Below are 21,727 nucleotides of genomic sequence, written 5' to 3'. Positions count from 1 at the left end.
ACAACACATAAGCCGGTGGCCGGTCTGGGACGACCAATGTCGGTCCAGCAGCGCGGCGAGTACGAGGTCCGGGTGTACGACGCCGTCTCGAAGGTCGACCCGGCGCAGTGGAACGCCGTCGTCGAACGGTCGCCCCTCGGGTCGGTGTTCCAGCGCCACGGCTGGCTCTCGGCCATCGAGGGCGCCGGCGTCGAGGGGGTCCGCCACGTCGTCGTCACGAAGTCGGGCGCGCCGCTCGGCGTCCTCCCGGCCGTGGTCGACGCGCTCCCCGGTTCGTTCCGCCGACTCGGGACGCCACGCCCCGGTTACGGCGGCCTCCTCGTCCTCTCGGACGAGGAGCAAGTGACCGAGGCCCTGCTCGACGGCGTCGAACGCGCCTGTGAGGACACCGACGCCGTCGGCCACCAGTTCACCGCCCTCGACCCGGGGACGACTCGGTACGAACGCGCGCTCGCCGAGCGGGGCTATCGCTCGACGGTCAGCGGCTGTCGTCCCGTCGTCGACCTCCGGCAGGGGTGGGAGGCGGTCCTCGACGGCATGAGTCGCTCGCGCCGACGCGCGGTCCGGACGGGCCTCGACCGCTCGTTCGAGGTGACCGAGCGCGCCCCCACGCGCGAGGCGCTCGACGAGTTCTACGCCGGCTACCGGCGCGTCATCGACCGGGTGGGTGGGACGGCACAGCCGCGGTCGTTCTTCCGGGGGCTCACCGCCGTCGCGGACCGCGTGTTCCTGCCCTTCCTGACCGTCGACGGGGACCACGCCGGCGCGCTGCTCTGCCTGCTCGACGAGGAGCAGTCGACGGTCCACTACCTCTTCTCGGCCGTCGAGCGCGAGCACTTCGACGTGAACGCCTCGGAACTGCTCCACGCCCACGCGATGCGCCGGGGTATCGAGAACGGGTTCGACGACTACGACTTCGGGGAGACGCGCGCCGACTTCCGCGACGGGCTGTTCGGGTTCAAGGCGGGGTTCGGCGGACGGGTCGTCCCGACGCTCACGTGGGAGCGCGGCTGCGACCCGGTGCGCTGGCCCGCCTTCCGCGTGGGGCGGGCGCTCTACCGGCGGTTCTCGGACGGTTCGGAGGGCTGACAGAGCGCCGTCACCGGGCGGACGTCGTCGACGAGGTAGACGTCGAACCCGCCGTTGTCGTAGACGTGGGCGGTCTCGCGTGCGTCCGCGACGCGCTCGGCGTCCTCCGGCGCGTAGGTCCACTCCTCCTCGTAGCCGGGGTAGAACGACGGGTACTCGGCGCGTCCGAGGTCCGTGAGGACGAGGTAGCGCTGGTCGCCTCCCTCCCCCCCGACCGCCTCGGTGGGTGGCCCTCCACCCCAGTAGTCGAACTGCGGCGGCGGCGGGCGCGTCTCGACGCCCGCTCCGGGACCGGTGTAGGCCTCGCCGCGCTCGAAGAACTCGTGGAAGCGCTGGTGTTTCGTCCCGAGCTCGTCGATGGCGGTCTCCTCGCCCCGTTCGTCGAGCACCCACTGCGCGCCGGCGACCTCGCCGTCGGGTATCCCCCCGCTCGCGCTGTTCGACAGCGGCGAGGCGTAGAGGACGAACACCGACTGGAAGGCGAGCACCGCGACGACACAGATGGCGACGGCGTGGACGAGTCGCCGGCGCTCCGGGGCGGCGTCGCGCGCCAGCACGAACAGCGCGAGGCCGAGGACGACGGGGACGGTGAGGCGGACGTACCGCGAGAGGCGGTTGACCCCCACCGTGAGGTCGACGAAGTACGACGCGACCGAGAGGGCGGCGAACAGCGCGAAGACCCCGACGAGCGCCGGTCCGACCGCCGGGACGGCCGACGGCGTCCGGCGCCAGCGCACGAGGAGGTAGGCACCGCTCACGCCACCGAGGCCGAGCAGGAGGAGCAACTCGCCGTAGGTGAACACGCCGGTGAGGAGCACGTCCGCGAGGCGCGGCGTCGTCCGTCCGAAGACGCCGCTCGCGGTGCTGTACTCGGAGGAGGCCACCCCCCCGGTGGTGACCAGCCGTGCGAGCAGCGACACCGTACTGCCGACGATGGAGGCGAACGAGAAGTACCAGGTGTAGAAGAGCACGAACCCGATGGCGACGAACCCCCAGACGGGCCGCCCCGGCGGGGCGTGGTCGTGCCCCCCACGTCCGTCACGCCCGCCGGGCAGGTCACGCCCTCCGCGTTCGTCGCCACGCACCCCGCCTGCGAGGTAGTCCGGCAGACGGAGCGCGGCGAACAGGACGAGGAGGAACGCCGTCGTCAGCGGGTGGAAGAAGACGAGGGTGCAGAGCGCGCCGAGCAACAGGCCCGTCGCCCACGGGTGGTAGGCGGGGTCCCGCGCGCGGTAGAGCGCCACGAGGAGGAACGGCGTCAGGAGGAAGCCGGCGACGCTCGGCGCGAACATGAGGTGCTCGTAGGCGAGGAGGGGCAGCGCGATGGTCGGGAGGACGAACAGCACCACCCGGCGCTCCTCGAAGAGGAGCGCGCAGAGCGCGAGCGTCGTGGCGACGTAGAACAGCGAGAGGAACGCCGGCACGAACGAGGCGACCCGCGTGACGGGGAGGCCGGTGGCGTAGGACAGCGTCGCCGCGAGCAGGTGGACGGCCGGGTAGTAGTTGTCCGCGGCGACGCCGCCCGTCTCGACGATGTGGCGCGTCATCCCGACGAACGTCAGGCTGTCGGCCCGGCCGAGCGCGTACTGCTCGAAGCGGAGCGTCGGGAGGAACACCAGCAGACAGAGGGCGACGCCGAGCAGCACCGCCCCCTTCGCCCAGTCGGTCGTCGGCCGGTCGGCGAACGCGCTCCGGAGGACGAGCACCTGCCCGACGACGAGGCCGGTCACCAGCGTCACCCAGTAGCCGACCGGGAGGCTCTCGTAGACGGTGCGTTCGTACCCGGTCGCGACGGGGTCGCGGGCGAACAGGACCACGCAGGACGTGAGCGCGACGGCCCCGACGACGAAGAGGACTGACCCGACGTCGACGCCGTCGCCGGTCGACGGCGGACGGTCGCGCCGGCCGCGTCGCCTGCGTCCGCGTCCGGCGTCGCTCATCGTCCCCGCTCGGGCGACTCGTCGTCCCTCGGACGGGGCGGGTGGTGCGGGGCGTCCGGGGACGACCGCTGGACGTTCGTGGCGTGGCCGACGGCGGCGACAGCGAGGACGAACCCGCCACAGACGAGGAGGAGGGCCGACGCGACGACGAGTTCGGGGACGAACGCGCCGGCGGCGGTCCGGTAGGCGGCGTGGTACGCGAGGACGGCCCCCGAGACGACCGCGACGGTCCCGGGGAGACCGAGGGTGACGACGGGTCGGTCGCGCTCGATGATGCGAAGCAGGTTCCGCAGGAGGACGTAGCCGTGGTACACCGGGTTGAAACTGTTGGCGTTGTCCACGTCGTAGTTCATCGTCGTCCCGACCTCGGCGATGTGGTAGTCGTGGCGGTGGGCGTGGTAGATGATGTCCGTGCTGGCGTCCATGTGGTCGCCGATGGTGGTGTCTGCCGCCAGCGTCCGGATGGCGCGCCGCCCGTACACGCGAAAGCCGCTCTGGGTGTCGCGGACCCACGAGCGCGGGCGGAGCGCACCCATGCTGAGGTTGGTCAGTCCGTTGACGACCGAGAGGCCCACCCGCCGGTACCGCGGCAGGGACGTCTCCGCACCGTCGGCGAACCGGCTCCCGATGACGATGTCGGCCGCCTCCTCGCGCTGGGCGTCGAGGAGTCGCGGGATGTCGTCGGGGTCGTGCTGACCGTCGCCGTCGACGACGACCAACCGGTCGTCGCCGCGGCGGTCGGCCTCCGCGAGCGCGGTCCCGAGTGCGCCGCCGTAGCCGTAGTTCGACTCGTGGCGGACGACCGTCGCGCCGGCGTTCCGGGCGCGCTCGGCCGTGTCGTCGCGACTCCCGTCGTCGACCACGAGCACCTCGTCGACGTGGCGCGCCGCCCTGCGAACGACGTCGCCGACCGTCTCCGCCTCGTTGTACGCCGGTACCGCGCACACCGTCGACGCGGGTCGGTCGCGCCACCTGTCGGGCAGCGTTACCGTGAGTGTCGACTCGTTCACGTCGAGGGGCTCCACCTCGAACCCGCCGTCGGCGAACGCGGCGTAGCGTTCCGTCGGGACGGACTCGGTCGGCGGCCAGAGGGCGATACCGGGGTACGACCGGGCGCGCGCGGTTTCGACGAGCGCCGCCCGGAGCACCCCGACGGAGGCGTCCGGGACCGGCGGGGTGACGACGGTCGCGCCGAGGGCCCCAACCAGTCGCGCCACGTCGCGCGCACGACGGTCGGCAGCGACGAACACGTCGCGGTCGGCAGCGACGGCCCGCCGGGTGGCCTCGACGGCCGCCTCGGCCTCGTCGACCGTCGCGACGATACCGACGGCCGGGTGTTCCTCGGCCGTCCCCGTGTCGGCGTTCGTCCGAGGGAGCGACGCGACGGAATCCATCCCACCGCCGACCACCGGCCGGACGGGTCGAGCGGCCGGGGTGGGCGACCCGCCGCGCTCCGTCGCCACCGGGAGCGCGCTGTCGACGACCGGTGCCCCGACGACCCCCGGCACCTCCGCGCCCGCGACCGTGTACCGGTAGTGGACGCTCGCGTCGGGGGCGACGCGGCCCTCGATCCTGACCGTCCCCCCGTCGGTGACGGTGACGTCGCCGTCGCTCGTGCTCGCCGGACTGACCGCCGCAGGGTCGGCGTCGTCCGGGAGGGCGTCGAGGACGCGCACCGCGAGCGTCGTGTCGTACGTCGACCGGACGCGGACGTCGACGGCGTACCCGCCCTCCACGTCCGACTCGAGGGTCTTCTCGACGCGTACCGAACCGCTCCAGACCGTGATTCGGTCGCTCATCAGCGAGTGGGCGGTTCCGGCTCGGTCACGCTCGCTCGTCGAGAGGGCTCCTTCGGTTCGTCCGGGTCGACGTGCGTGGGTGTGGTGGACATGCTCTGTGAACCCCTCCGATAGTGCTGCTCCGTCTTTCCACGGTTCGACGGACCCGCGTTTAGCTAATCTTCAGCTTATCCACACTGCTCGTCCCGTTCGCCGACGGTCGGCCTGTAACGTCGCCTTTTACGGGGGGGTATTCCGTGTTGCATCAGTGAACGTACGGTGCCGTACGCAAGCGGGGGCCCTCCCGACGAGAATCGACGGCCGGCGGTGCGTTCGAAGCCGTGTTAGCGAGACGCATCCGGGTACGGAATCGGGACAGTAACTCGTCCGCTCACGATTGCTTGCCGTTTCACGACCGGTCAGGTCACGCGACCGTCCCGTGCGTCGACGCGCTCGTACTCGCGGTCGTCGAGGACCGCCCGGAGGTGAGCGACGAACTCGACGCACTCCTCGTAGCCGACGTACAGCGGCGCGGGACAGACCCGGACGACGTTCGGGCGACGGAAGTCGACGACGACGTTCCGCGCCTTCAGCGCGCGGCTCACCCGCGCGGCGTCCGGGTGCTCGACGGCGACGTGTCCGCCGCGGCGTGCCGGGTCGCGCGGCGTCCCGACGTCGCACTCGGGGAGGTGTTCGTCGACGAGGTCGACGAGGAAGTCGGTGAGGGCGACGGACTTCTCGCGGACGGCTTCGATGCCGGCGTCCTCGAGGACGTCGAGGGCGCCCTCCAGCGGGGCGGCGCTGAGCATCGGGACCGTGCCGGTCTGCCACGCGCCGGCGCCGTGCGCCGGGGTGTAGGTCATCGCCATGTCGAACTGCGTCTCCTTCTCGTGGCCCCACCAGCCGGCGAGCGCGGGCGTCGTCCCGAAGTGCTCGCGGTTCACGTAGAGCCCCGCGACGGCGCCCGGCCCCGCGTTGAGGTACTTGTAGCTGCACCAGACGGCGAAGTCGACGCCGTACGCCGAGAGGTCGTGCGGGACGACGCCGACGGAGTGCGCGAGGTCGAACCCGAAGAGCGACCCGTGCTCGTGGGCCGCGCGGGTGATGCGCGGGAGGTCGAGCAACTGCCCGCTTCGGTAGAGCACGCTCGGGAGGAACACGAGGCCGACGTCGTGCTCGTCGAGCGCGCGCTCGATGTCGGCCTCGGCTATCGTGCGCCCGTCGCGGCTCTCGACGACGACGAGGTGGTCGTCCGGGTCGAGTCCTCGGTGACGGAGTTGCGCGCGGATGGCGTAGTGGTCGGTGGGGAAGTCGAGGTCGTCGACGAGTATCGAGGGCGTCCCCTCGCACTCGTCGTAGAACGTGCCGACGAGGGTGTGGATGTTCACCGTCGTCGAGTTGGCGCCGACCACCTCTTCGGGGTCGGCGCCGACCAGCGGCGCGAGGCGCTCGCCGAGGTGCTCGGCGTAGCCGAACCACGGCGGGTCGGCGTCGGTCCACCCGCGGATTCCCCGCTCGCGCCACTCCTCGACGACGCGCGTGAGCGTCCGCTCGGCGTCCGCGGAGAGCGGGCCGAGCGAGTTGCCGTCGAGGTAGAGCGCGCCGTCGGGGACGTGAAAGCGCTCGCGGAGCGCCGCGAGTGAGTCCGCCTCGTCGCGTCGGCGGGCCTCCTCGCGGGCCGCCGCGAGGTCCGTGTCGGTGACCATGCCCCCGCTCGGCGCCGCGGGAGGTTGTGTGTTCTCCTCCGCTCTCGGAGCGTTCATGAGGGCTCGACACGCCCTCCGTCCATGCGCGCCGACGCCCCCGACCCGCAGGTGAGCGCCGTCGTCGACGAACTCGTCCGGACCGGCGTCCCCGAGTGGCACGCGATGAGCGTCGACTGCGCCCGCCGTGTCGAGGACGACGTCTTCGGCGGCGAGGTGCGCGTCGACCTGCCGCTGGTCCGGGACCTCGCGTTCGACGGCCCCGGTGGGTCGGTTCCGGTCCGCGTCTACCGACCGACGCTCGACGAACCGCGGCCCGTCCTCGTCTTCTACCACGGCGGCGGCTGGGTGCTCGGGACGCTCGACTCCGTCGACGGCGTCTGCCGGGACCTCGCGACGCGCGCCGGTTGTGTCGTCGTGAGCGTCGACTACCGCCTCGCGCCCGAACGCCCCTTCCCCGCCGCGGTCGACGACGCCTTCGCCGCCGTCGAGTGGGTGTGGGCGAACGCGGCGAGCCTCGGGGGCGACCCCGCTCGGCTCGTCGTGGGCGGGACGAGCGCCGGCGGGAACCTCGCGGCCGTCACCGCCCTGCGTGCGCGCGAGGAGTCCCTCGACGCGACGCTCGCCGGCCAGCTGCTCTGTTATCCGATGGCCGACCGCGAGGACACCGACTCCACCCACGAGAACGCCGACGGCCCGCTGCTCACCCGTCGCGACGTCGCGTGGTTCTGGGAGCAGTACCTCCGGAGCCCCGTCGACGCGCACAACCCCTTCGCGGCGCCGCTTCGCGCACGCGACCTCTCGGGCCTCCCGCCGGCACTCGTCGTCACCGCCGGGTTCGACCCCTTGCGGGACGAGGGAGTGGCCTACGCTCGCCGGCTGGCGGAGGCGGGCGTGCCCGCCGACCACGACCACTACCCGAGCATGGTCCACGGGTTCCTGAGCCTCACGGGGGCGGTGGACGTCGCGGACGAGGCGATGGACGGCGTCGCGGACTGGGTGGCGGCGACGCTGTCGGGGTGACTCAGAGCGGCGCGTCGCAGTAGGTGCACGTCTCGGCCCGGTCTGTATACCCTGTCGTCAGAACGAACCCCCGATACCGATGTACACAAAAATCCCGACGACGGTCGCGAGTACGTCGAGCACGAACAGCATCACGTAATCTTTCGATTCCATGGCAACTACTCTATAAGCGTTCCACTAATTCGTTGGGCAGTGCCCGTCGTTCGGTTCGCTCCGTCTCATCAACTACCGGTAGACGAGGGCAGCCTCCCTCACGACGCCAATGAACGCGTGTCCGTACGGACCGACGGCGAAGCGACTCGCGCCAGCGTAGGAGACGGTCCGACCGGGAACGAACGGTTCGTCGATGCTGCGAGGGTATCGCCCACGAACGGAGACTTTCAGTCGGTCCGCAGGACGTGACAGCTCCGACAGCGCGCCTCGTAGCTCTCCTCGGCGCCGACGAGGATGGTGGGGTCGTCGGCGTGGGCGGGTTCGCCGTCGATGAGTCGCTGGTTGCGCGAGGCGGGTTCGCCACAGACCGAGCAGATGGCCTGAAGCTTGTCGACGTACTCGGCGACGGCGACGAGTTGCGGGAGGGGGTCGAACGGCTCGCCCCGGAAGGTCTGGTCGGTGCCGGAGACGATGACGCGCCGGCCGTCGCTCGCGAGGTGTTCACAGACCGCGACGAGGTCGGTCGAGAAGAAGTTCGCCTCGTCGATGGCGACCACGTGCTCGCCGTTCAGGTGGTCGAGGATGCCCCAGGCGCCGTCGCGACCGTCCGGGGTCGACCGGACGGCCCCGACGCCTCCGTCGGTCGTGGGTCGCTCGTCGCTCGCGTCGGGACCGTCGTCGACGACGGTCGCAGCCCACGAGTGGCCGTCGTGCGAGCCGATGGTGGTCTCGCCGTAGCGGTCGTCGACCGCCGGGGTGAAGACGGCGGCCTCCTGGCCCGCTATCTCCGCCCGGCGGAGCCGGCGCAACAGCTCCTCGGTCTTCCCGGAGAACATACAGCCGGTGATGACCTCGACCCACCCGCTGTTGGTGATGGCGTGCATGCCAGCAAGGGGGGGCGCGTGGTCACAAGAGCGTTTACACTCTCGATTCGACGACGGTCACGAGCGTCGAGAAGGGCCGCTACACCGTCACTCCACGTCGCGGCCGGTGAGGTCCGCGACGAGCGGGGCTATCTCCTCGGTGTCGCGCGTTCGCTCACTGGCGTACGTGGTGTCGGCCGGACGGGTCGCGATGCGTCGGCTCCGGCGCACCCCGGTCGCGCGGCGGCCGCCGTCGGTGTGGGCGGTGGCGATTTCGCGGGGGAGCTCGGGAACGAGCGGCGCGTCGTCCATGTCCTGGGTGTCGTGGTGGTCGGTCATAGTGGTCTGTCGACGAGGGGACCGTCCCCGCGTCGGTCGTCTGCACTTCGCCTATTCTTCATGGTTTATCATAAAGGTTTCTGCAGGGTCCGTTCTTGCCATTCGTCCGACGATACCCCGCCGCGAGGAGCGACAACCGTCGAATCCATTTGTTTTCGGTAGACCTAAACCGCGGTGGGTGCGAGGTGCGTTCGATGAGCCTGGAGTCCGCGGCGGAGGACGGTGAGGACGAGTACACCTTCGACGACCTGAGCGTCGTCATGGGGACGTACAACGAGGAAGCGGCCATCGGGACGGTCCTCTCGGACATCGAACGCGTCACCGACGGCCGCGCCGAGGTGGTCTGCGTCGACGGGTCGTCTGACCGGACGCCCGACATCGCCCGCGAGCACGGCGCGCGCGTCATCGAACAGGAACCGCAGGGCTACGGTGTCGCGGTCCGCGAGGCCGTCCTCGCCGCCGAGCGGCCCGTCGTCGTCACCACCGACTGCGACGACACCTACCCCATGGAGGCGCTCCCGCGCTTCCTCGAGCGAATCAACGAGGGGTACGACGTGGTCAGCGGCGACCGCCTCTACCACGGGGCCTCGGCGATGCCGGCGTTCAACCGCCTCGGCAACCACGCCTTCGCGCTGCTGGCGAGCGCCCTCATGGGCCGGCGCGTCCACGACACCACCACCGGGATGCGCGCCTACCGCCGCGACGTCGTCCGGCGCATCCGCTGGACGGAGAACACCGGCCTCTCGGCCGAACTGCTCGTCCGGCCGCTGATGCGCGACTACCGGGTGCGCGAGGAACCCATCGACTACCGCGAGCGCGCCGGCGAGACGAAACTCGACCCGCTCGCCGGCGGCGCGGCCATCGCCGGCTCCATCCTCCGCGTCTGCCTCGAAGAGCGGCTACGCTGAGGGTCAGTCCCGGAGCGGTCGTTCCCCGCCCCGGACGCTGTCGACGATGACGTCGCCCGTCTCGCGTTCCGCCAGCCAGAACAGTTTGTAGGCATCCGCGCGCGCGTCGAACTCGACGTCGGGGGGACCGAGCGGCGAGTACGTTCTGAGCGTCCACTGGAAGACCGCCGTTCGCGCCTTCTCGCGGGTCGACTCGTCGTGGAGCGCCGCCGGGAGGACGAGGACGTCCTCGACGCGACGCGTCTCCACCGCCGGGAAGGTGTCGGCACGGAGCGCCAGCCTGCGCACCCGGTCGACGCTCACCACGTAGCGCGCGACGCGCGGCCCGAGCGCGGGACGGTCCATGCTCGACGTCGCCTCGAACACCCGGTAGGGGTAGGCGACGCAGCCGACGCGACCGTCGTTCGGCACCTCCTCGCGGGCGACGGCCGGCGGGATGACCGCGAGGTCGGCGGCCGACCGTCTGGTCCCCGTCACGGGCGCGGGGCCGCTACTCACGATTACGTGAACAGATGTGGACGCACGTTGTCCCCGTGACGCGAGGCGCGCGCGGCGTGTCCACACGCGTCGTATTTCTACCGAGCATAAGTCGCAACTCATTAATGCCCAAAGGTTATATCTCGGGTCGAAATGGAGGACCAGCGATTCACACCGCGCGGACTCGACGACGTCGACCCGGCCCACCGGCCCTCGCTGGCCGTGGCGGTGCTGCCGGTCGTCGCGCTCGTCGCGTTCCTCGGGGTGGGGTCGGCCGTCCTCGGCCTCGACCCACACGTCCCGTTGCTCTGGAGTATCGTCTTCGTCGGCCTGCTCGGTCGCTACGTCCTCGGCTGGTCGTGGGACCACCTCTACGACGGCATCGCCCGGAGCCTCCGGATGGGCCTGCAGGCGGTGCTCATCCTGTTCGTCATCTACGGGCTCATCTCGACGTGGATCAGCGCGGGGACCATCCCGTCGCTGATGTACTACGGCCTCGACCTGCTCTCGCCGCGGACGTTCCTGCCCGTGACGGCCCTGCTCGCGGCCGTCGTCGCCTTCGCCATCGGTTCCTCGTGGACCACGATGGGGACGCTCGGCGTCGCCTTCGTCGGCATCGGGTCGGGCCTCGGCGTCCCCGCACCGATGACCGTCGGGGCCATCCTGTCGGGGGCCTACGCGGGCGACAAGCAGTCGCCGCTCTCGGACACGACGAACCTCGCCGCCGCCGTCACCAACACCGACCTCTACGAGCACATCCGGGCGATGCGGGCGGGGACGGCCGTCGCCTTCGGCCTCGCGCTCCTCGCGTACGTCGTCATCGGCCTCGGGTTCGACGGGGCGATTCCCGCAGGCCGCATCGGCGAGATTCAGGGCACGCTCACGGGCACCTACAGCGTGACGCCGCTCGCGTTCGCCCCGCTCGCGGTCACCTTCGGCCTCGCGCTGTACGGCGTCCCGGCGCTCCCGACGCTCGTCTCGGGCGTCTTCGCCGGCGTCGGGACGAGCGTCCTCCTGCAGGGTGAGTCGTTCGTCGACGCCTGGACCGTCTTCATGTCCGGCACCGCCCCCGAGACGGGCCTCTCGCTGGTCAACGACCTGCTCGCCAGCGGCGGCCTCTCCGGGTCGGCGTGGACCGTCGCCGTCGTCGTCGCGGCGCTCTCGCTCGGCGGCCTCCTCGAGGCGACGGGCGTGCTGGCCGTCCTCGCGGACCGCCTCGCGCGCGGCGCCCGGAGCACCGGTGGACTCATCGCGGCGACGGGCGTCTCCGCGCTCGCCACGAACGCCCTCACCGCCCAGCAGTACATGAGCATCGTCGTCCCGGGGATGACGCTCCGGACCGTCTACGAGGAACTCGGCCTCACCTCGCGTGACCTCTCGAGCGCCATCGAGTCCGCCGGGACGCCGACGGGCGCGCTGTTCCCGTGGCACGCGGGCGCGGTGTTCGTCTTCGGCGTCACGGGCGTCGAGACGCTCGCGTACGCGCCGTACTACTTCTTCGGCGTCCTCTCGCCGCTCGTCCTGTTCGCGGCGGCGCTCCGGGGCATCCGCCCGGCGAGCGTCGCCACTGACGACGCCGACGCCGCAGGCGCGGACTGACCCCTCAATCGGCGCCCGCGACCGGCCGGCGCTCGCGGCCCATCCTCACCAGCGTGCGCACCACGACGAGCGCGCCGAGCGTCAGGGCGACGCGCAGTTCCACGCCGAGCGCCACGCCGGCCAGCGAGGCGAGGCTCGTGAGGAGGGTGAACCCGAGGACCACCGGGAGGCCCCACGCGACCAGCGCGTGCCACGCCCCGGCCAGGGGTGTCGAGAGCGACCCCGCCCCGGCGCGGTACTCGTCGACGGCGTCCCGGCCGAGCACCCAGCCCACGAAGACGACGAACGCGAGCAGGCCGCCGGTGAGCGCGAGGTCCGCGAGCGTCCCGGCGATGAGGCCGAACGCGCTGGGAGCGAGCGCCGTCGCCGACCCGGTCACCGCGAGCAGGCCCACGACGCCGAGGGTCGCCCGCCGCCGGGGGACGGCGTGTTCGTCGACGAGGTAGGCCACCGGCGTCTCCAGCATGCTGATGGCGCTCGACACCGCCGCGAGGAGCACGACGCCGAAGAACAGCGGCGCGACCACGCCACCGGCCGGGAGCGAGGCGAACGCCTCCGCGAGCGCGATGAACAGCGCCCCCTCTCCGCCGCTGCCCGGGGGCAGGCCCTGCGAGAACAGCAGCGGGAAGACGACGAGACCGGTGAGCACGCCGATGAGGGTGTTCGCCACCGCGATGACGGTGGCGTCGGCGGGCAGCGACTCGTCGCGGTCGAGGTAGGAGGCGTACGTCAGCATCGACCCCGCGCCGAGCGAGAGGGTGAACAGCGCCTGGCCGGCGGCGGGGCCGAGGATGGCGAGGAAGTTCTCGCGGAGCGTCGCGACGTCGAACGAGAGGAAGAACTCGTAGCCGCCGGCGGCTCCCGGGAGCGAGAACGCCCAGACGGCGAGGCCGCCGAGCAGGACCACGATGGCCGGCATCATCGCCTTCGAGGAGCGCTCGATACCGCCGCTGACGCCCGTCGCGATGATGGCCCCGACGACGCCGAGAAAGACGAGGTGGGCGACGACCGCCTCCGGGCCGAACGACACCGTCCCGAAGTACGTCGCCGGGTCCGCGACGTACGCGCCCGTCAGGCTCCCGACCGTGTAACGCAGTATCCACCCGCCGACGACGCTGTAGAAGGTGAGGACGAGCAGCGTCGTCCCGACGGCGTAGACGCCGACGACCGGCCACCACCGCGAGCGCGAGAGCGCGCGGAACGCGCCGACCGGGTCGCGGTGGCCGCGCCGTCCGATGACGAACTCGGCGACGAGTCCCGGGACGCCGATGGCGACGACGAGACCGAGGTAGACGACGAGGAAGGCACTCCCCCCGTTCTCCGCCGTGAGCCAGGGAAACCGCCAGATGTTACCCAACCCCACCGCGCTCCCGATGGCGGCGAGCACGAACCCGAGGTTGGTCGACCACGTCTCACGTTCACTCATTACTCTCGGGTGCCGTGGGCCGTACATCAGTCCCTCGAAACCCGCCGCACCACCACGAACGAGCATCATCGATTCACGTTGTGATGTGTTTTCGACCGAATGGTTCCTGTTCGTCCAAAAACATTCGTGGAGGAGGCCGGCGGACCCTCCGGTGAGCGCGCTGGTGTCGCGACGAGAGGAGACGGGGACCGACGAGTAGGCCTCTGACAGCCTGCGTACGTACCTACGTTCGCCAACAGGTAATATCCTTCTATTCCGACTGTACCGCTCAGGGACGGGACGGGCGACCGTATCGACGTACCCACAGCGCCTGCAGGGGGACGATGAGCAGGGGGGTGAGGTAGGCGGCGTCGAGGTTCACGAGGCTCACGGCGATGGAGACGAGGAAGACGGCGGGGCTGATGAGGCTGCGGAGCGTGACGAGGCGGGCCGTCCGCTCGCCGACCTCTGCGGCGAGGAACGCGCGTCTCGCCGCGTACGCCCAGATGCAGGTCATCAGCAGGCCGATGACGGCGAAGTTGACCGCGTACAGCGTCCACGCCAGCCGGGTCCCGTACACCCCGACGAGTTCCGTGGGGAACGGGAGGAACGACACCGTGAGCAAGAAGAGGAGGTTGAGGTAGAGCAGCACCCGGTCGTGGCGGACGACGCGGTCGAAGAGGTTGTGGTGGACCACCCAGTAGAGGCCGACGACTGAGAAGGTGAGGAGGTAGCTGACGACGAGCGGGCGCATCGCCCGTAGTGCCGGCCAGAGGTCGGCGGCGGGCACGTCGGGCACCTCGAACTGGAGGACCAGCAGGGTGAGGACGATGGCGAAGACGCCGTCGCTGATGGCGTTCACCCGGTCGACTCCCTCCCCCTCGACGGTCCGCACCCGCATCGTAGAGCAGGTAGGCCGCCGTCGCGTTTATGCTGGTCGCCGGGGTGGGGTGAGCGTCACGGGACCCGTCGTGTCGCGTACAAAATACGAGTTCAGCTAGCCTTTACTACGCAGGGGACGAACGCGTCGGTATGAGCGAAACGGAGCAGGAGCCGAGCATCACGGAGTGTTCGGACTGCGTCGCCCCCGCCGAGGCGTTCTCCATCGTCGCCAACGAGACGCGCCTCTCCATCCTCGAGGCGCTCTGGCGCGCCGAGGAGCGACCGGTCCGGTTCTCCCGTCTGCGCGAGGCCGTTGGGATGCGCGACAGCGCGCAGTTCAACTACCACCTCGGGAAGCTGACCGACCAGTTCGTCGTCCGAACCGACGAGGGCTACGACCTGCGCCACGCCGGTACGAAGGTCGTCCAGGCCGTCCTCGCCGGGTCGTTCAACGAACACCCGCACGTCGACCCGTTCCCAGTCGAGGGGACCTGCCTGTGGTGCTCGGGCGACCTGGAGGCGCGCTACGACGACGAGATGCTCGCGGTCGTCTGTACCGACTGCGACCGACGCCACGGCCGGTACTCCTTCCCGCCGGGCGGGTTGAACGACCGGACGACCGAGGAGGTGGCGCGGGCGTTCGACCAGCGCGTCCGCCACCTCCACTGTCTCGCCGCCGACGGCGTCTGTCCCGAGTGCAGCGGCCGGATGGAGACCCTGCTCGTGAGCGAGGGGGACTGCTGTCTCGGCGACGGCCTCCGCGCCGACCACGTCTGTCGCCAGTGCAACCACCGCCTCTGTTCGGCCGTCGGCCTCCGCCTCCTCGACCAGTCGGACGTCGTCGCCTTCCACCGCGACCACGGCGTCGACCTGGGGTCGACCCCCTACTGGACGCTCGACTGGTGCGTCTCCGACGACTCCGTCACCGTCCTCGACACCGACCCCTGGCGCGTCGAGGTCGCCATCGAACTCGGGGGCGAGACGCTCCGCGTGACGATGGACGGCGACCTCGCGGTGTGCGAGACGACCCGCGAAGAGGTCAGGCGCGATACATAACTCGACTTCAGTCCGTCCGCCTACAGAAATGATTTTCAGATTGCACTTTTGTCCCCCGGAGTCCTCCCTCTAACCGTGATGAGAACGACTCGACCCCTCTCCGGTCGCACCGGTTCGGCGACCCCCACCCCACCCACGGTTCCCGACGCTCGCGCCGTCCTCGTGGCGTTCGCGGTGGCACTGGTCATCCCGGCGGTACTGCTGGTCGTGAGCTACCCCCTCCTCGCCGCGCTGGTCGCGACGGGCTTCCTCGCGGGTGTCCTCACCGTGACCCTCGCGTCGGGGCTGGCCCGCCGGCGTGCGGGCCGCGGCGGCGCGGCGGTGCGCGTCCCCGGCACCGACGTCCGCCTGCGCGTCTAACGGGTGCGGACGGTGGTGTTCACGGACGCCCCCGACACGTAGTCCCCGTCGGGGAGGTACGTCCCCTCGCGGCCGCAGTCGGTCGTGAGCGAACAGACCGACGTCTTCCCCGGCCAGAGTATCCTGACCGACCCCTCCGAGGCGTCGACCGCCACCTCCTGTCGGTAGGTGAGCGTCGACCCGCCCTCCTGGACGAACGTCACCGTCAGCGCGACGGTCTCCGTCCCGTCGGCCGCGAGCGGGACCGACTCCCCGCCGACCGCCGCCCCGTCGTCGTCGAGCGCCCACTCGACGGTCGCCGACTCGCCGCTCGCCTCGACGGGGACCGTCGCGGTCCCCTCCGCGGTCTCCAGACGTGCCGTCGAGGGCGTCCCGACGGTTCCGACCGTCGTCTCGACCGCGTGGCGCTCGCCCTCGCGGACCGAGAGTTCCTGGAGCGCGGGCGTCACCCGGGCCTCGGGGTCGGTCCCCCACTCGCCCTGGTAGGTGAAGCGGTAGAGCGTTCGCTCGGGGTAGCGGTCGACGACCGCGAAGTTCCCCGCGGCGTCGCGGTCCTGCGCGTAGAGCACGTCACCCGACGAGAGCGACCCGCCGTTCCGGAGCGTCTGGAACGGGTGGTTGAGCCACGGGCCGTACGTCCGGGGGACGAACACGAGCGCGCGGTCGAACGACGCCTCGGCCACCGGTTCGACGCCCGTCCGGTACTTCTCCGTCTCGGCGGCGTGTTCCTCGACGGGCCCGTCGAGGGCCGTCACCTGCGCGCCCACCAGGGCGGGCGCACTGACCACGAGGACGACCAGCGCCGCGAGGCGGAGGTAGTCGGTCCGCGCGGCGAGGACTGCGCGCCCCCGCCGCACGAGCAGGCGTGCCCCCGCCGCGCCGAACGCCGCGAGGGGCAACAGCAGGTCGAAGTGGTAGAAGGGGCCGAACTCGCTCATGAACCCGTCGGTCGGGTCACCGAGGTCCGCGAGGACGTTGAACGACCCCCAGAAGAAGACGTTGCCGACGACGACACTGACCGCGACGCCGACGAACAGCAGGCGGAGCGTCCGGTCGGGGAGCGCCTCGGGACCCGCCTCACCCTCTCCGCGGACGGTGAGCAGGCCGACGAGCGCGAGGAGCGTCCCGACGGGGGGCGCGACGGTCCAGCGCGTCGCGAGTTCCCACAGCAGGTGGCCCGCCGTCCGGAGCGCGAGCGCGGGCGTGTACACCACGTCGTGGTTCAGGAGCCGTCGGTAGCCGAACCCGGGGCCGTCGAGCGGCGCGAACGCCTGGTAGGGGAACAGGAGCGCCTCGCCCGTGACGACCCGGTTGTACGCCAGTGTGACGGCCACGCCGGCGGTCCCGAGCAGGGCGACGACGGTCAGCAGGCGCGCGGTGGGGACGACGCTCGCCCCGCGCACCCCCCGCTCACGGACCACTCGCACGAGCGTGAGGAGCGCGTGGACGATGAACGGCGCCGCGAACAGCACCGCCGTGTACGGCCGGGCGAAGAACGCGAGGCCGACGGCGACCCCGGCGAGGAGGGCGTACCGGTAGCTCCCCCGGCGGACCATCCGGACGTATCCGAGCGCGAACAGCAGGTTCAGCAGCGTCGTCGGGGCGTAGGGGAGGAACGCGGCGGAGATGAGCACGAAGAACGGCGTCGCCAGCGCGACCCCGGCGGCGAGGAGGCCCGTCGGCGCGTCGTACGCTTCCCGGACGAGCAGACCGACGAGCGCGACGTTCCCCGCCGCGACGAGGCCGAGGACGACCCGCGGTGCTCCGACGGCGACCCCCGGCGCGAACAGCAGCGACGGGACGGGCGAGTACTTCGGGTAGAGGCGCGCGCCGTCCTGGACGAAGAACCACGGGCGGAACGCCCCGGGGTGGTCGGTCGTGAGCCAGAGGTTCCCCTCCAGCAGCATCGCCGCCTGCTGGAGGTAGACCCCCTCGTCGTGGTTCACCGTCAGGTAGGGGAACAGTTCGCGGGCGACGAGGAGGACCGAGAGACCGGCGAGCGCGGCGAGGGCACAGAGCGCGAGCGACCAGGCTCGTCGGGCGGCGAACCGTCGAACGGGGCCGGCGTTCGTCACTGCTGTGCCGACACGAGGTCGCTCGCTACCACGCTCGCTCACCTCGCGGGAACCCGGTCGCTCCGCTCCGGTTCGCTCCCTGCTCCCGCTCGGTCACTCGCGTTACCACGCTCGCTCACCTCGCGGGAACACAGTCTCGTCGCTCCCTGCTCCCGCTCGGCCGCTCGCTACCACGCTCGCTCACCTCGCGGGAACCACGCCAGCTCGTGGTCGGCGGTCAGGTCGACGCGGACGCGGTCGTCGAGGCCGACCTCGTCGGCGTGGTTGTGCATGCAGGAGATAGTGTCGCCGGCGTCGAGTTCGACGCGGTAGAGCACCGTCGGCCCGAGGTAGCGCCGATGGACGACGGTCCCGTTGTCGGGGCCGTCGGCGTGGGCGTGGACGTCGTCCGGACGCACCAGCACGTCGATGTCGGTGCCGTCGTACTCGGCGGTCAGCCCCGGGATGCGCTCGCGGGCGACGGGACCGAGGCCCGTCTCGACCACCTCCCCCTCGACCGACCCGGCGAGGAAGCTCGCGTGGCCGAGGAACCCCGCGACGAACCGCGAGGCGGGTTGCTGGAAGACCCGCTCGGGGGTGTCGACCTGTTCGAGTCGCCCCGCCGAGATGACGGCGACGCGGTCGGAGATGGACATCGCCTCCTCCTGGTCGTGCGTGACCGAGACGGCGGTGACGCCCGCCTCGGAGAGGATTCGCCGGACCTCCTCGCGCATCTCGACGCGCAGGTCGACGTCGAGGTTCGAGAACGGTTCGTCGAGCAGGAGGAGGTGCGGTTCGGGCGCGAGCGAACGCGCGAGCGCGACGCGCTGGCGCTGGCCGCCCGAGAGTTCGTCCGGCATCGCCTCGCCCTTGTCCGGCAACCCGACGAGTTCGAGGAGGTTGGCGACGCGGCGCTCGCGTTCGTCCCCCGCGAGGTCGCGCAACCCGAAGGCGATGTTCTCGGCCGCCGTGAGGTGGGGGAACAGCGCGAAGTCCTGGAAGACGACGCCGACGTCGCGCTCCTCGGGCGGGACGAACCCGTCGCCGGAGACGGTCTCGCCGTTCAGGCGGACCGTTCCCGAGGTGGGACGTTCGAGGCCCGCGATGAGCCGGAGCGTCGTGGTCTTGCCGCACCCCGAGGGGCCGAGCAGCGTGAGCAGTTCGCCCTCGTGGACGGTGACGTCGAGGTCCTCGACGACGGTGGTGTCGCCGAAGGCCTTGGAGACGCCGTCGAGTTCGAGGACGGGTGCCCCGTCGGGGTCGGCGGTGCGCGGTACGGCTGTCGTCGCGTCGGTGGCGTCCGTCGTGGACGCCGGCGTGTGTGTCAGTTCATTCGACATCGTATCCCTCCAGTTTCAGCATGACGAGCAGCGAGCAGGCGCTCACGGCCAGCAGCGCGAACGCCGGGAGCGCCGCCTGTCCGTAGTAACCCGCCCGCTCCGCGGTCCAGAGGTAGGTCACGAGGGTGTGCGACCCCGGGAGCAAGAGGAGCGTCGCCGGGAGTTCCTTCATCGTCGTGAGGAAGACGAGCGCCGCCCCGCCGAGCAGGCCGGGGGCCACGAGCGGGAGCGTCACCCGGCGGAAGGCACCCCCCGGGCTCTCCCCGAGCGTCCGTGCGGCCTCCCCCAGCGTGGGACTGATGCGCTCGAAGGAGGTCCGGGTCGACCCCACGGCCTGCGGCAGGAACCGGACGACGTAGGCGAACACGAGCAGCGGGATGGCGACGGCGACGGAGGAGTAGCCCTCTCCGATGTAGCGCGCGCCGAAGAAGACGAACGCGAGGCCGATGACGACGCCCGGGACGGCGTAGCCGACGTACGAGGCGCGCTCGATGACCGCTGCGAGGAGGCCGCGCCGGCGCGCGCCGACGTACGCGAGCGGGAGCGCACAGAGCGCCGCCACCACGGCCGCCCCCAGCGAGAGGACGGCCGAGGCGGCCCCGTAGCGCGGCTGGAACGTGAGGCTGTAGGAGGCCGTCCCGGCGGTGAGCCAGTGCGAGAGGACGCCGAGCGGGACGGCGAGCGCGACGAGGGGGACGAGCAGGCAGGCCGCCATCGCCGGGAGCGTCCACCGACCCAGCCGGACGGGCGTCGGCTGGCGCCCCGGATGCTCCGAGCGGACGCCGCTGCCGCGCACCCGGGCCTCGACGGCGAGGATGAACAGCGTGACGACGACCAGCTGGAGCGACAGCAACAGCGCGAGGTCGAAGTCGTACGCCCGCGCGCTGTAGATGACGCGGGTGAACACGTCGTAGCGCATTATCTGGGGCGTCCCGAAGTCCGAGAGCGCGTACAGCGAGACGAGCAGCGACCCGGCGGCGATGGCGGGTCGAATCTGCGGGAAGGTGACGCGCTTGAACGCCTCCCAGCGGGTGTGCCGGAGCGTCCTGGCGGCGTCGACCAGCGCGGTGTCCATCGTCTTCAGCGCCGCCCGCGTGGTGATGAAGACGTACGGGTAGGTGTAGAGCGTCAACACGAGGACGGACCCCCACAGCCCGTAGATAGACGGGGAATCGAGGCCGACGGTGCCGAGGACGTCGCTCACCCACCCGCCCGGGCCGAACAGCCAGACGAAGGCGAACGCACCGATGTAGGAGGGGACGACCAGCGGCATCGACAGCAGGACGGTGAACAGTCGCTTCCCGGGGAGGTCGGTCCGGACGGTGAGGTACGCGAGCGGGACGGCGATGGCGATGGAGGCGACGGTGACGCCGACGGCGAGGAGGACGCTGTTGACGAACACCTCGACGGTGGTGTCGGCGAGGAGCAGGCCGAGGCTGCCGCGCGCCTCGAACGCCCCGAACAGTAGCCACAGGGCGGGCGTGAGGACGAGTGCCGCGATGGCGCCCGCGACGAGCGTGACGCTGACCGACAGCCCCCCGTTCCCCCGCTCGGTCCCCGTGTCGGTCGCCATCAGATGGTGATGCCGACCTCCCTGAGCAGCTCGATCGTCGGCTCGAGGTCCGCGAGTTCAGCCAGGTCGAGCTCGGGCGGTTCCAGTTCGTCGACGGTGGGGAGTTCGCCGATTGGTTCGGCCTCGGGAATCATCGGGTACTCGAACGTCTCGGTGATGAAGTACTCCTGTGCTTCGGCCGAGAGCAGGTGTCGGACGAAGTTCGCGGCCATCTCCTCGTCGTCCGCGGTGTCGACGACGGCCGCCCCGGCCACGTTGAACACCGCCCCCGCGTCGTTCTCGGTGAACGCCGTGGCGACGGGCGGGTCGTCGCGACTGATGTTCGGCCCGTCGAGGACGCGCTGGATGTAGTAGTGGTTCGTGAACCCCGCGGAGAGTTCGCCGTCGGCGACGGCCTGGGCGATGGCGAACTCGTCGCTGTACTCCTGGATACCCGAGTCGAGCATCCCTTCGAGCCACGCCTTCGTCTCCTCGCGTCCCTGGAGGACGCGCATCGCGGTGACGAACGACTGGAACGACCCGTAGGAGGGCGCCCAGCCCATCACGTCGTCGAACCGGTCCTGTTCGGGGAAGGCCATGATGTCCGTCGGGATGTCGGACTCGGAGAACGCCTCGGTGTTGTACGGGATGGAGCGCGCGCGCCCGGAGGTGCCGATCCACTGGTCGTCCGGCGAGCGGAACTCCGCTCTGACCAGTTCGGTGACGTCGTCGGGGAGTGTCACGGTCCGTTCGGCCTCCGCGAGCGACCCCAGGCCGCCGGCGTCGACGGTGTAGTAGACGTCGGCCGCGCTGTTGTCGCCCTCCTGTTCGATTCGGTTGACCAGCGCGACGGAGCTGTCGTAGCGGGCGTCGATGGTGAGGTCGGAGTAGAGGTCCTCCATGTAGTCGAACAGCGCCCCGACGAGGGGTTCGCCGCGCCCGGAGTAGACCGAGATGGTCCCCGAGAGCTCCGGCATCTCCTCCATCGGTGTCCCGCCGGGCGTCCCGCGGCCCTCGCGACCCGAGCCGATCTGCCCGGTGTCGGGGGCGGTGTCGTTCCCTTCGGTACCGTTGCCGGTGTCGTTCTCGCCGTCGTCACTGAACAGCCCCATACATCCCGCGAGTCCTGCGGTACCAGCGACCGCCGCCGCCTGGAGGAACGCGCGGCGCGGTCGGTTTGCGTCGCTCATCACTTGTTTAGGTTCG

18 protein-coding genes are annotated in these 21,727 nt (G+C 71.1%); 6 read left to right on the top strand and 12 right to left on the bottom strand.

Annotation, left to right across the window (positions count from 1 at the left end):
• The first annotated feature begins 36 nt into the window (after nt 1–36).
• Nucleotides 37–1,089 carry a lipid II:glycine glycyltransferase FemX gene (locus P1Y20_RS05145; RefSeq protein ID WP_304447587.1) on the top strand — a complete coding sequence of 351 codons (1,053 nt, stop codon included), beginning with the start codon at nt 37–39 and terminating at the stop codon, nt 1,087–1,089.
• On the opposite strand, the gene P1Y20_RS05140 is transcribed toward P1Y20_RS05145, so the two are convergent.
• The 3 genes from P1Y20_RS05140 to kynU all read right to left on the bottom strand — a co-directional run bounded on the left by P1Y20_RS05140 (nt 1,056) and on the right by kynU (nt 6,513).
• A complete protein-coding gene (locus P1Y20_RS05140; protein ID WP_304447586.1) occupies nt 1,056–3,029 on the bottom strand; it encodes a hypothetical protein in 1,974 nt (657 codons plus the stop codon). The two genes, P1Y20_RS05145 and P1Y20_RS05140, sit on opposite strands and share 34 nt — an antisense overlap.
• Entirely contained in the window at nt 3,026–4,828 is a 1,803-nt protein-coding gene (locus tag P1Y20_RS05135) for a glycosyltransferase family 2 protein (protein ID WP_304447585.1), read from the bottom strand. The genes P1Y20_RS05140 and P1Y20_RS05135 overlap by 4 nt, the downstream gene beginning before the upstream one ends.
• A gap of 398 nt (nt 4,829–5,226) precedes the next feature.
• Complete coding sequence (gene kynU / locus P1Y20_RS05130; protein WP_304447584.1) at nt 5,227–6,513, bottom strand: kynureninase; 1,287 nt, start codon at nt 6,511–6,513, stop codon at nt 5,227–5,229.
• Between the two features lie 81 nt (nt 6,514–6,594).
• Here kynU and lipP1 point away from each other — a divergent pair, with 81 nt between their 5' ends.
• On the top strand, nt 6,595–7,533 hold the full coding sequence (gene lipP1, locus P1Y20_RS05125; RefSeq protein ID WP_304447583.1) for a LipP1 family hormone-sensitive lipase: 939 nt from the start codon (nt 6,595–6,597) through the stop codon (nt 7,531–7,533).
• A 380-nt stretch (nt 7,534–7,913) separates the two neighbouring features.
• Here lipP1 and P1Y20_RS05120 read toward each other — a convergent pair whose 3' ends face one another.
• Both P1Y20_RS05120 and P1Y20_RS05115 read right to left on the bottom strand, forming a co-directional pair.
• Nucleotides 7,914–8,570 (bottom strand): thymidine kinase, encoded by a 657-nt coding sequence (locus tag P1Y20_RS05120; protein ID WP_304447582.1) that lies wholly within the window; start codon nt 8,568–8,570, stop codon nt 7,914–7,916.
• An 87-nt stretch (nt 8,571–8,657) separates the two neighbouring features.
• The gene (locus P1Y20_RS05115) at nt 8,658–8,888 is read right to left on the bottom strand and encodes a hypothetical protein (RefSeq protein WP_304447581.1); all 231 of its coding nucleotides are present in this window, start codon (nt 8,886–8,888) and stop codon (nt 8,658–8,660) included.
• 194 nt (nt 8,889–9,082) lie between these two features.
• Here P1Y20_RS05115 and P1Y20_RS05110 point away from each other — a divergent pair, with 194 nt between their 5' ends.
• Complete coding sequence (locus P1Y20_RS05110) at nt 9,083–9,796, top strand: dolichyl-phosphate hexose transferase (protein WP_304447580.1); 714 nt, start codon at nt 9,083–9,085, stop codon at nt 9,794–9,796.
• A gap of 3 nt (nt 9,797–9,799) precedes the next feature.
• Here P1Y20_RS05110 and P1Y20_RS05105 read toward each other — a convergent pair whose 3' ends face one another.
• Nucleotides 9,800–10,294, bottom strand: coding sequence for a hypothetical protein (locus tag P1Y20_RS05105; RefSeq protein ID WP_304447579.1), 495 nt, complete (start codon nt 10,292–10,294; stop codon nt 9,800–9,802).
• Nucleotides 10,295–10,426: 132 nt separating this feature from the next.
• Here P1Y20_RS05105 and arcD point away from each other — a divergent pair, with 132 nt between their 5' ends.
• A complete protein-coding gene (arcD, locus tag P1Y20_RS05100; RefSeq protein WP_304447578.1) occupies nt 10,427–11,872 on the top strand; it encodes an arginine/ornithine antiporter ArcD in 1,446 nt (481 codons plus the stop codon).
• A gap of 4 nt (nt 11,873–11,876) precedes the next feature.
• Here the strand turns inward: arcD and P1Y20_RS05095 are convergent, their stop codons facing one another.
• Together P1Y20_RS05095 and P1Y20_RS05090 are read right to left on the bottom strand one after the other, a co-directional pair.
• Nucleotides 11,877–13,298: a sodium-dependent transporter gene (locus tag P1Y20_RS05095; RefSeq protein ID WP_304447577.1), complete on the bottom strand. Its 1,422-nt coding sequence runs from the start codon at nt 13,296–13,298 to the stop codon at nt 11,877–11,879.
• Nucleotides 13,299–13,566: 268 nt separating this feature from the next.
• Nucleotides 13,567–14,178: a TMEM175 family protein gene (locus tag P1Y20_RS05090; protein ID WP_304447576.1), complete on the bottom strand. Its 612-nt coding sequence runs from the start codon at nt 14,176–14,178 to the stop codon at nt 13,567–13,569.
• A 131-nt stretch (nt 14,179–14,309) separates the two neighbouring features.
• On the opposite strand from P1Y20_RS05090, the gene P1Y20_RS05085 reads away from it, so the two are divergent.
• Nucleotides 14,310–15,215, top strand: a complete 906-nt coding sequence (locus tag P1Y20_RS05085; RefSeq protein WP_304447575.1) for a winged helix-turn-helix domain-containing protein — start codon at nt 14,310–14,312, stop codon at nt 15,213–15,215.
• Between the two features lie 78 nt (nt 15,216–15,293).
• Entirely contained in the window at nt 15,294–15,575 is a 282-nt protein-coding gene (locus tag P1Y20_RS05080; protein ID WP_304447574.1) for a hypothetical protein, read from the top strand.
• On the opposite strand, the gene P1Y20_RS05075 is transcribed toward P1Y20_RS05080, so the two are convergent.
• The 4 genes from P1Y20_RS05075 to P1Y20_RS05060 all read right to left on the bottom strand — a co-directional run bounded on the left by P1Y20_RS05075 (nt 15,572) and on the right by P1Y20_RS05060 (nt 21,711).
• Nucleotides 15,572–17,650, bottom strand: coding sequence for a DUF7846 domain-containing protein (locus P1Y20_RS05075; protein ID WP_304447573.1), 2,079 nt, complete (start codon nt 17,648–17,650; stop codon nt 15,572–15,574). The two genes, P1Y20_RS05080 and P1Y20_RS05075, sit on opposite strands and share 4 nt — an antisense overlap.
• 167 nt (nt 17,651–17,817) lie before the next feature.
• The gene (locus P1Y20_RS05070) at nt 17,818–18,969 is read right to left on the bottom strand and encodes an ABC transporter ATP-binding protein (protein ID WP_304447572.1); all 1,152 of its coding nucleotides are present in this window, start codon (nt 18,967–18,969) and stop codon (nt 17,818–17,820) included.
• The gene (locus P1Y20_RS05065) at nt 18,959–20,542 is read right to left on the bottom strand and encodes an ABC transporter permease (protein WP_304447571.1); all 1,584 of its coding nucleotides are present in this window, start codon (nt 20,540–20,542) and stop codon (nt 18,959–18,961) included. Before P1Y20_RS05065 ends, P1Y20_RS05070 begins: the two co-directional genes overlap by 11 nt.
• The gene (locus P1Y20_RS05060; RefSeq protein ID WP_304447570.1) at nt 20,542–21,711 is read right to left on the bottom strand and encodes an extracellular solute-binding protein; all 1,170 of its coding nucleotides are present in this window, start codon (nt 21,709–21,711) and stop codon (nt 20,542–20,544) included. The genes P1Y20_RS05065 and P1Y20_RS05060 overlap by 1 nt, the downstream gene beginning before the upstream one ends.
• Nucleotides 21,712–21,727: the final 16 nt, after the last annotated feature.

Origin of the sequence: Halomarina ordinaria, assembly GCF_030553305.1 — an archaeon.
Lineage (GTDB): Archaea > Halobacteriota > Halobacteria > Halobacteriales > Haloarculaceae > Halomarina > Halomarina ordinaria.
This window is presented reverse-complemented; position numbering and strand designations above follow the sequence as displayed.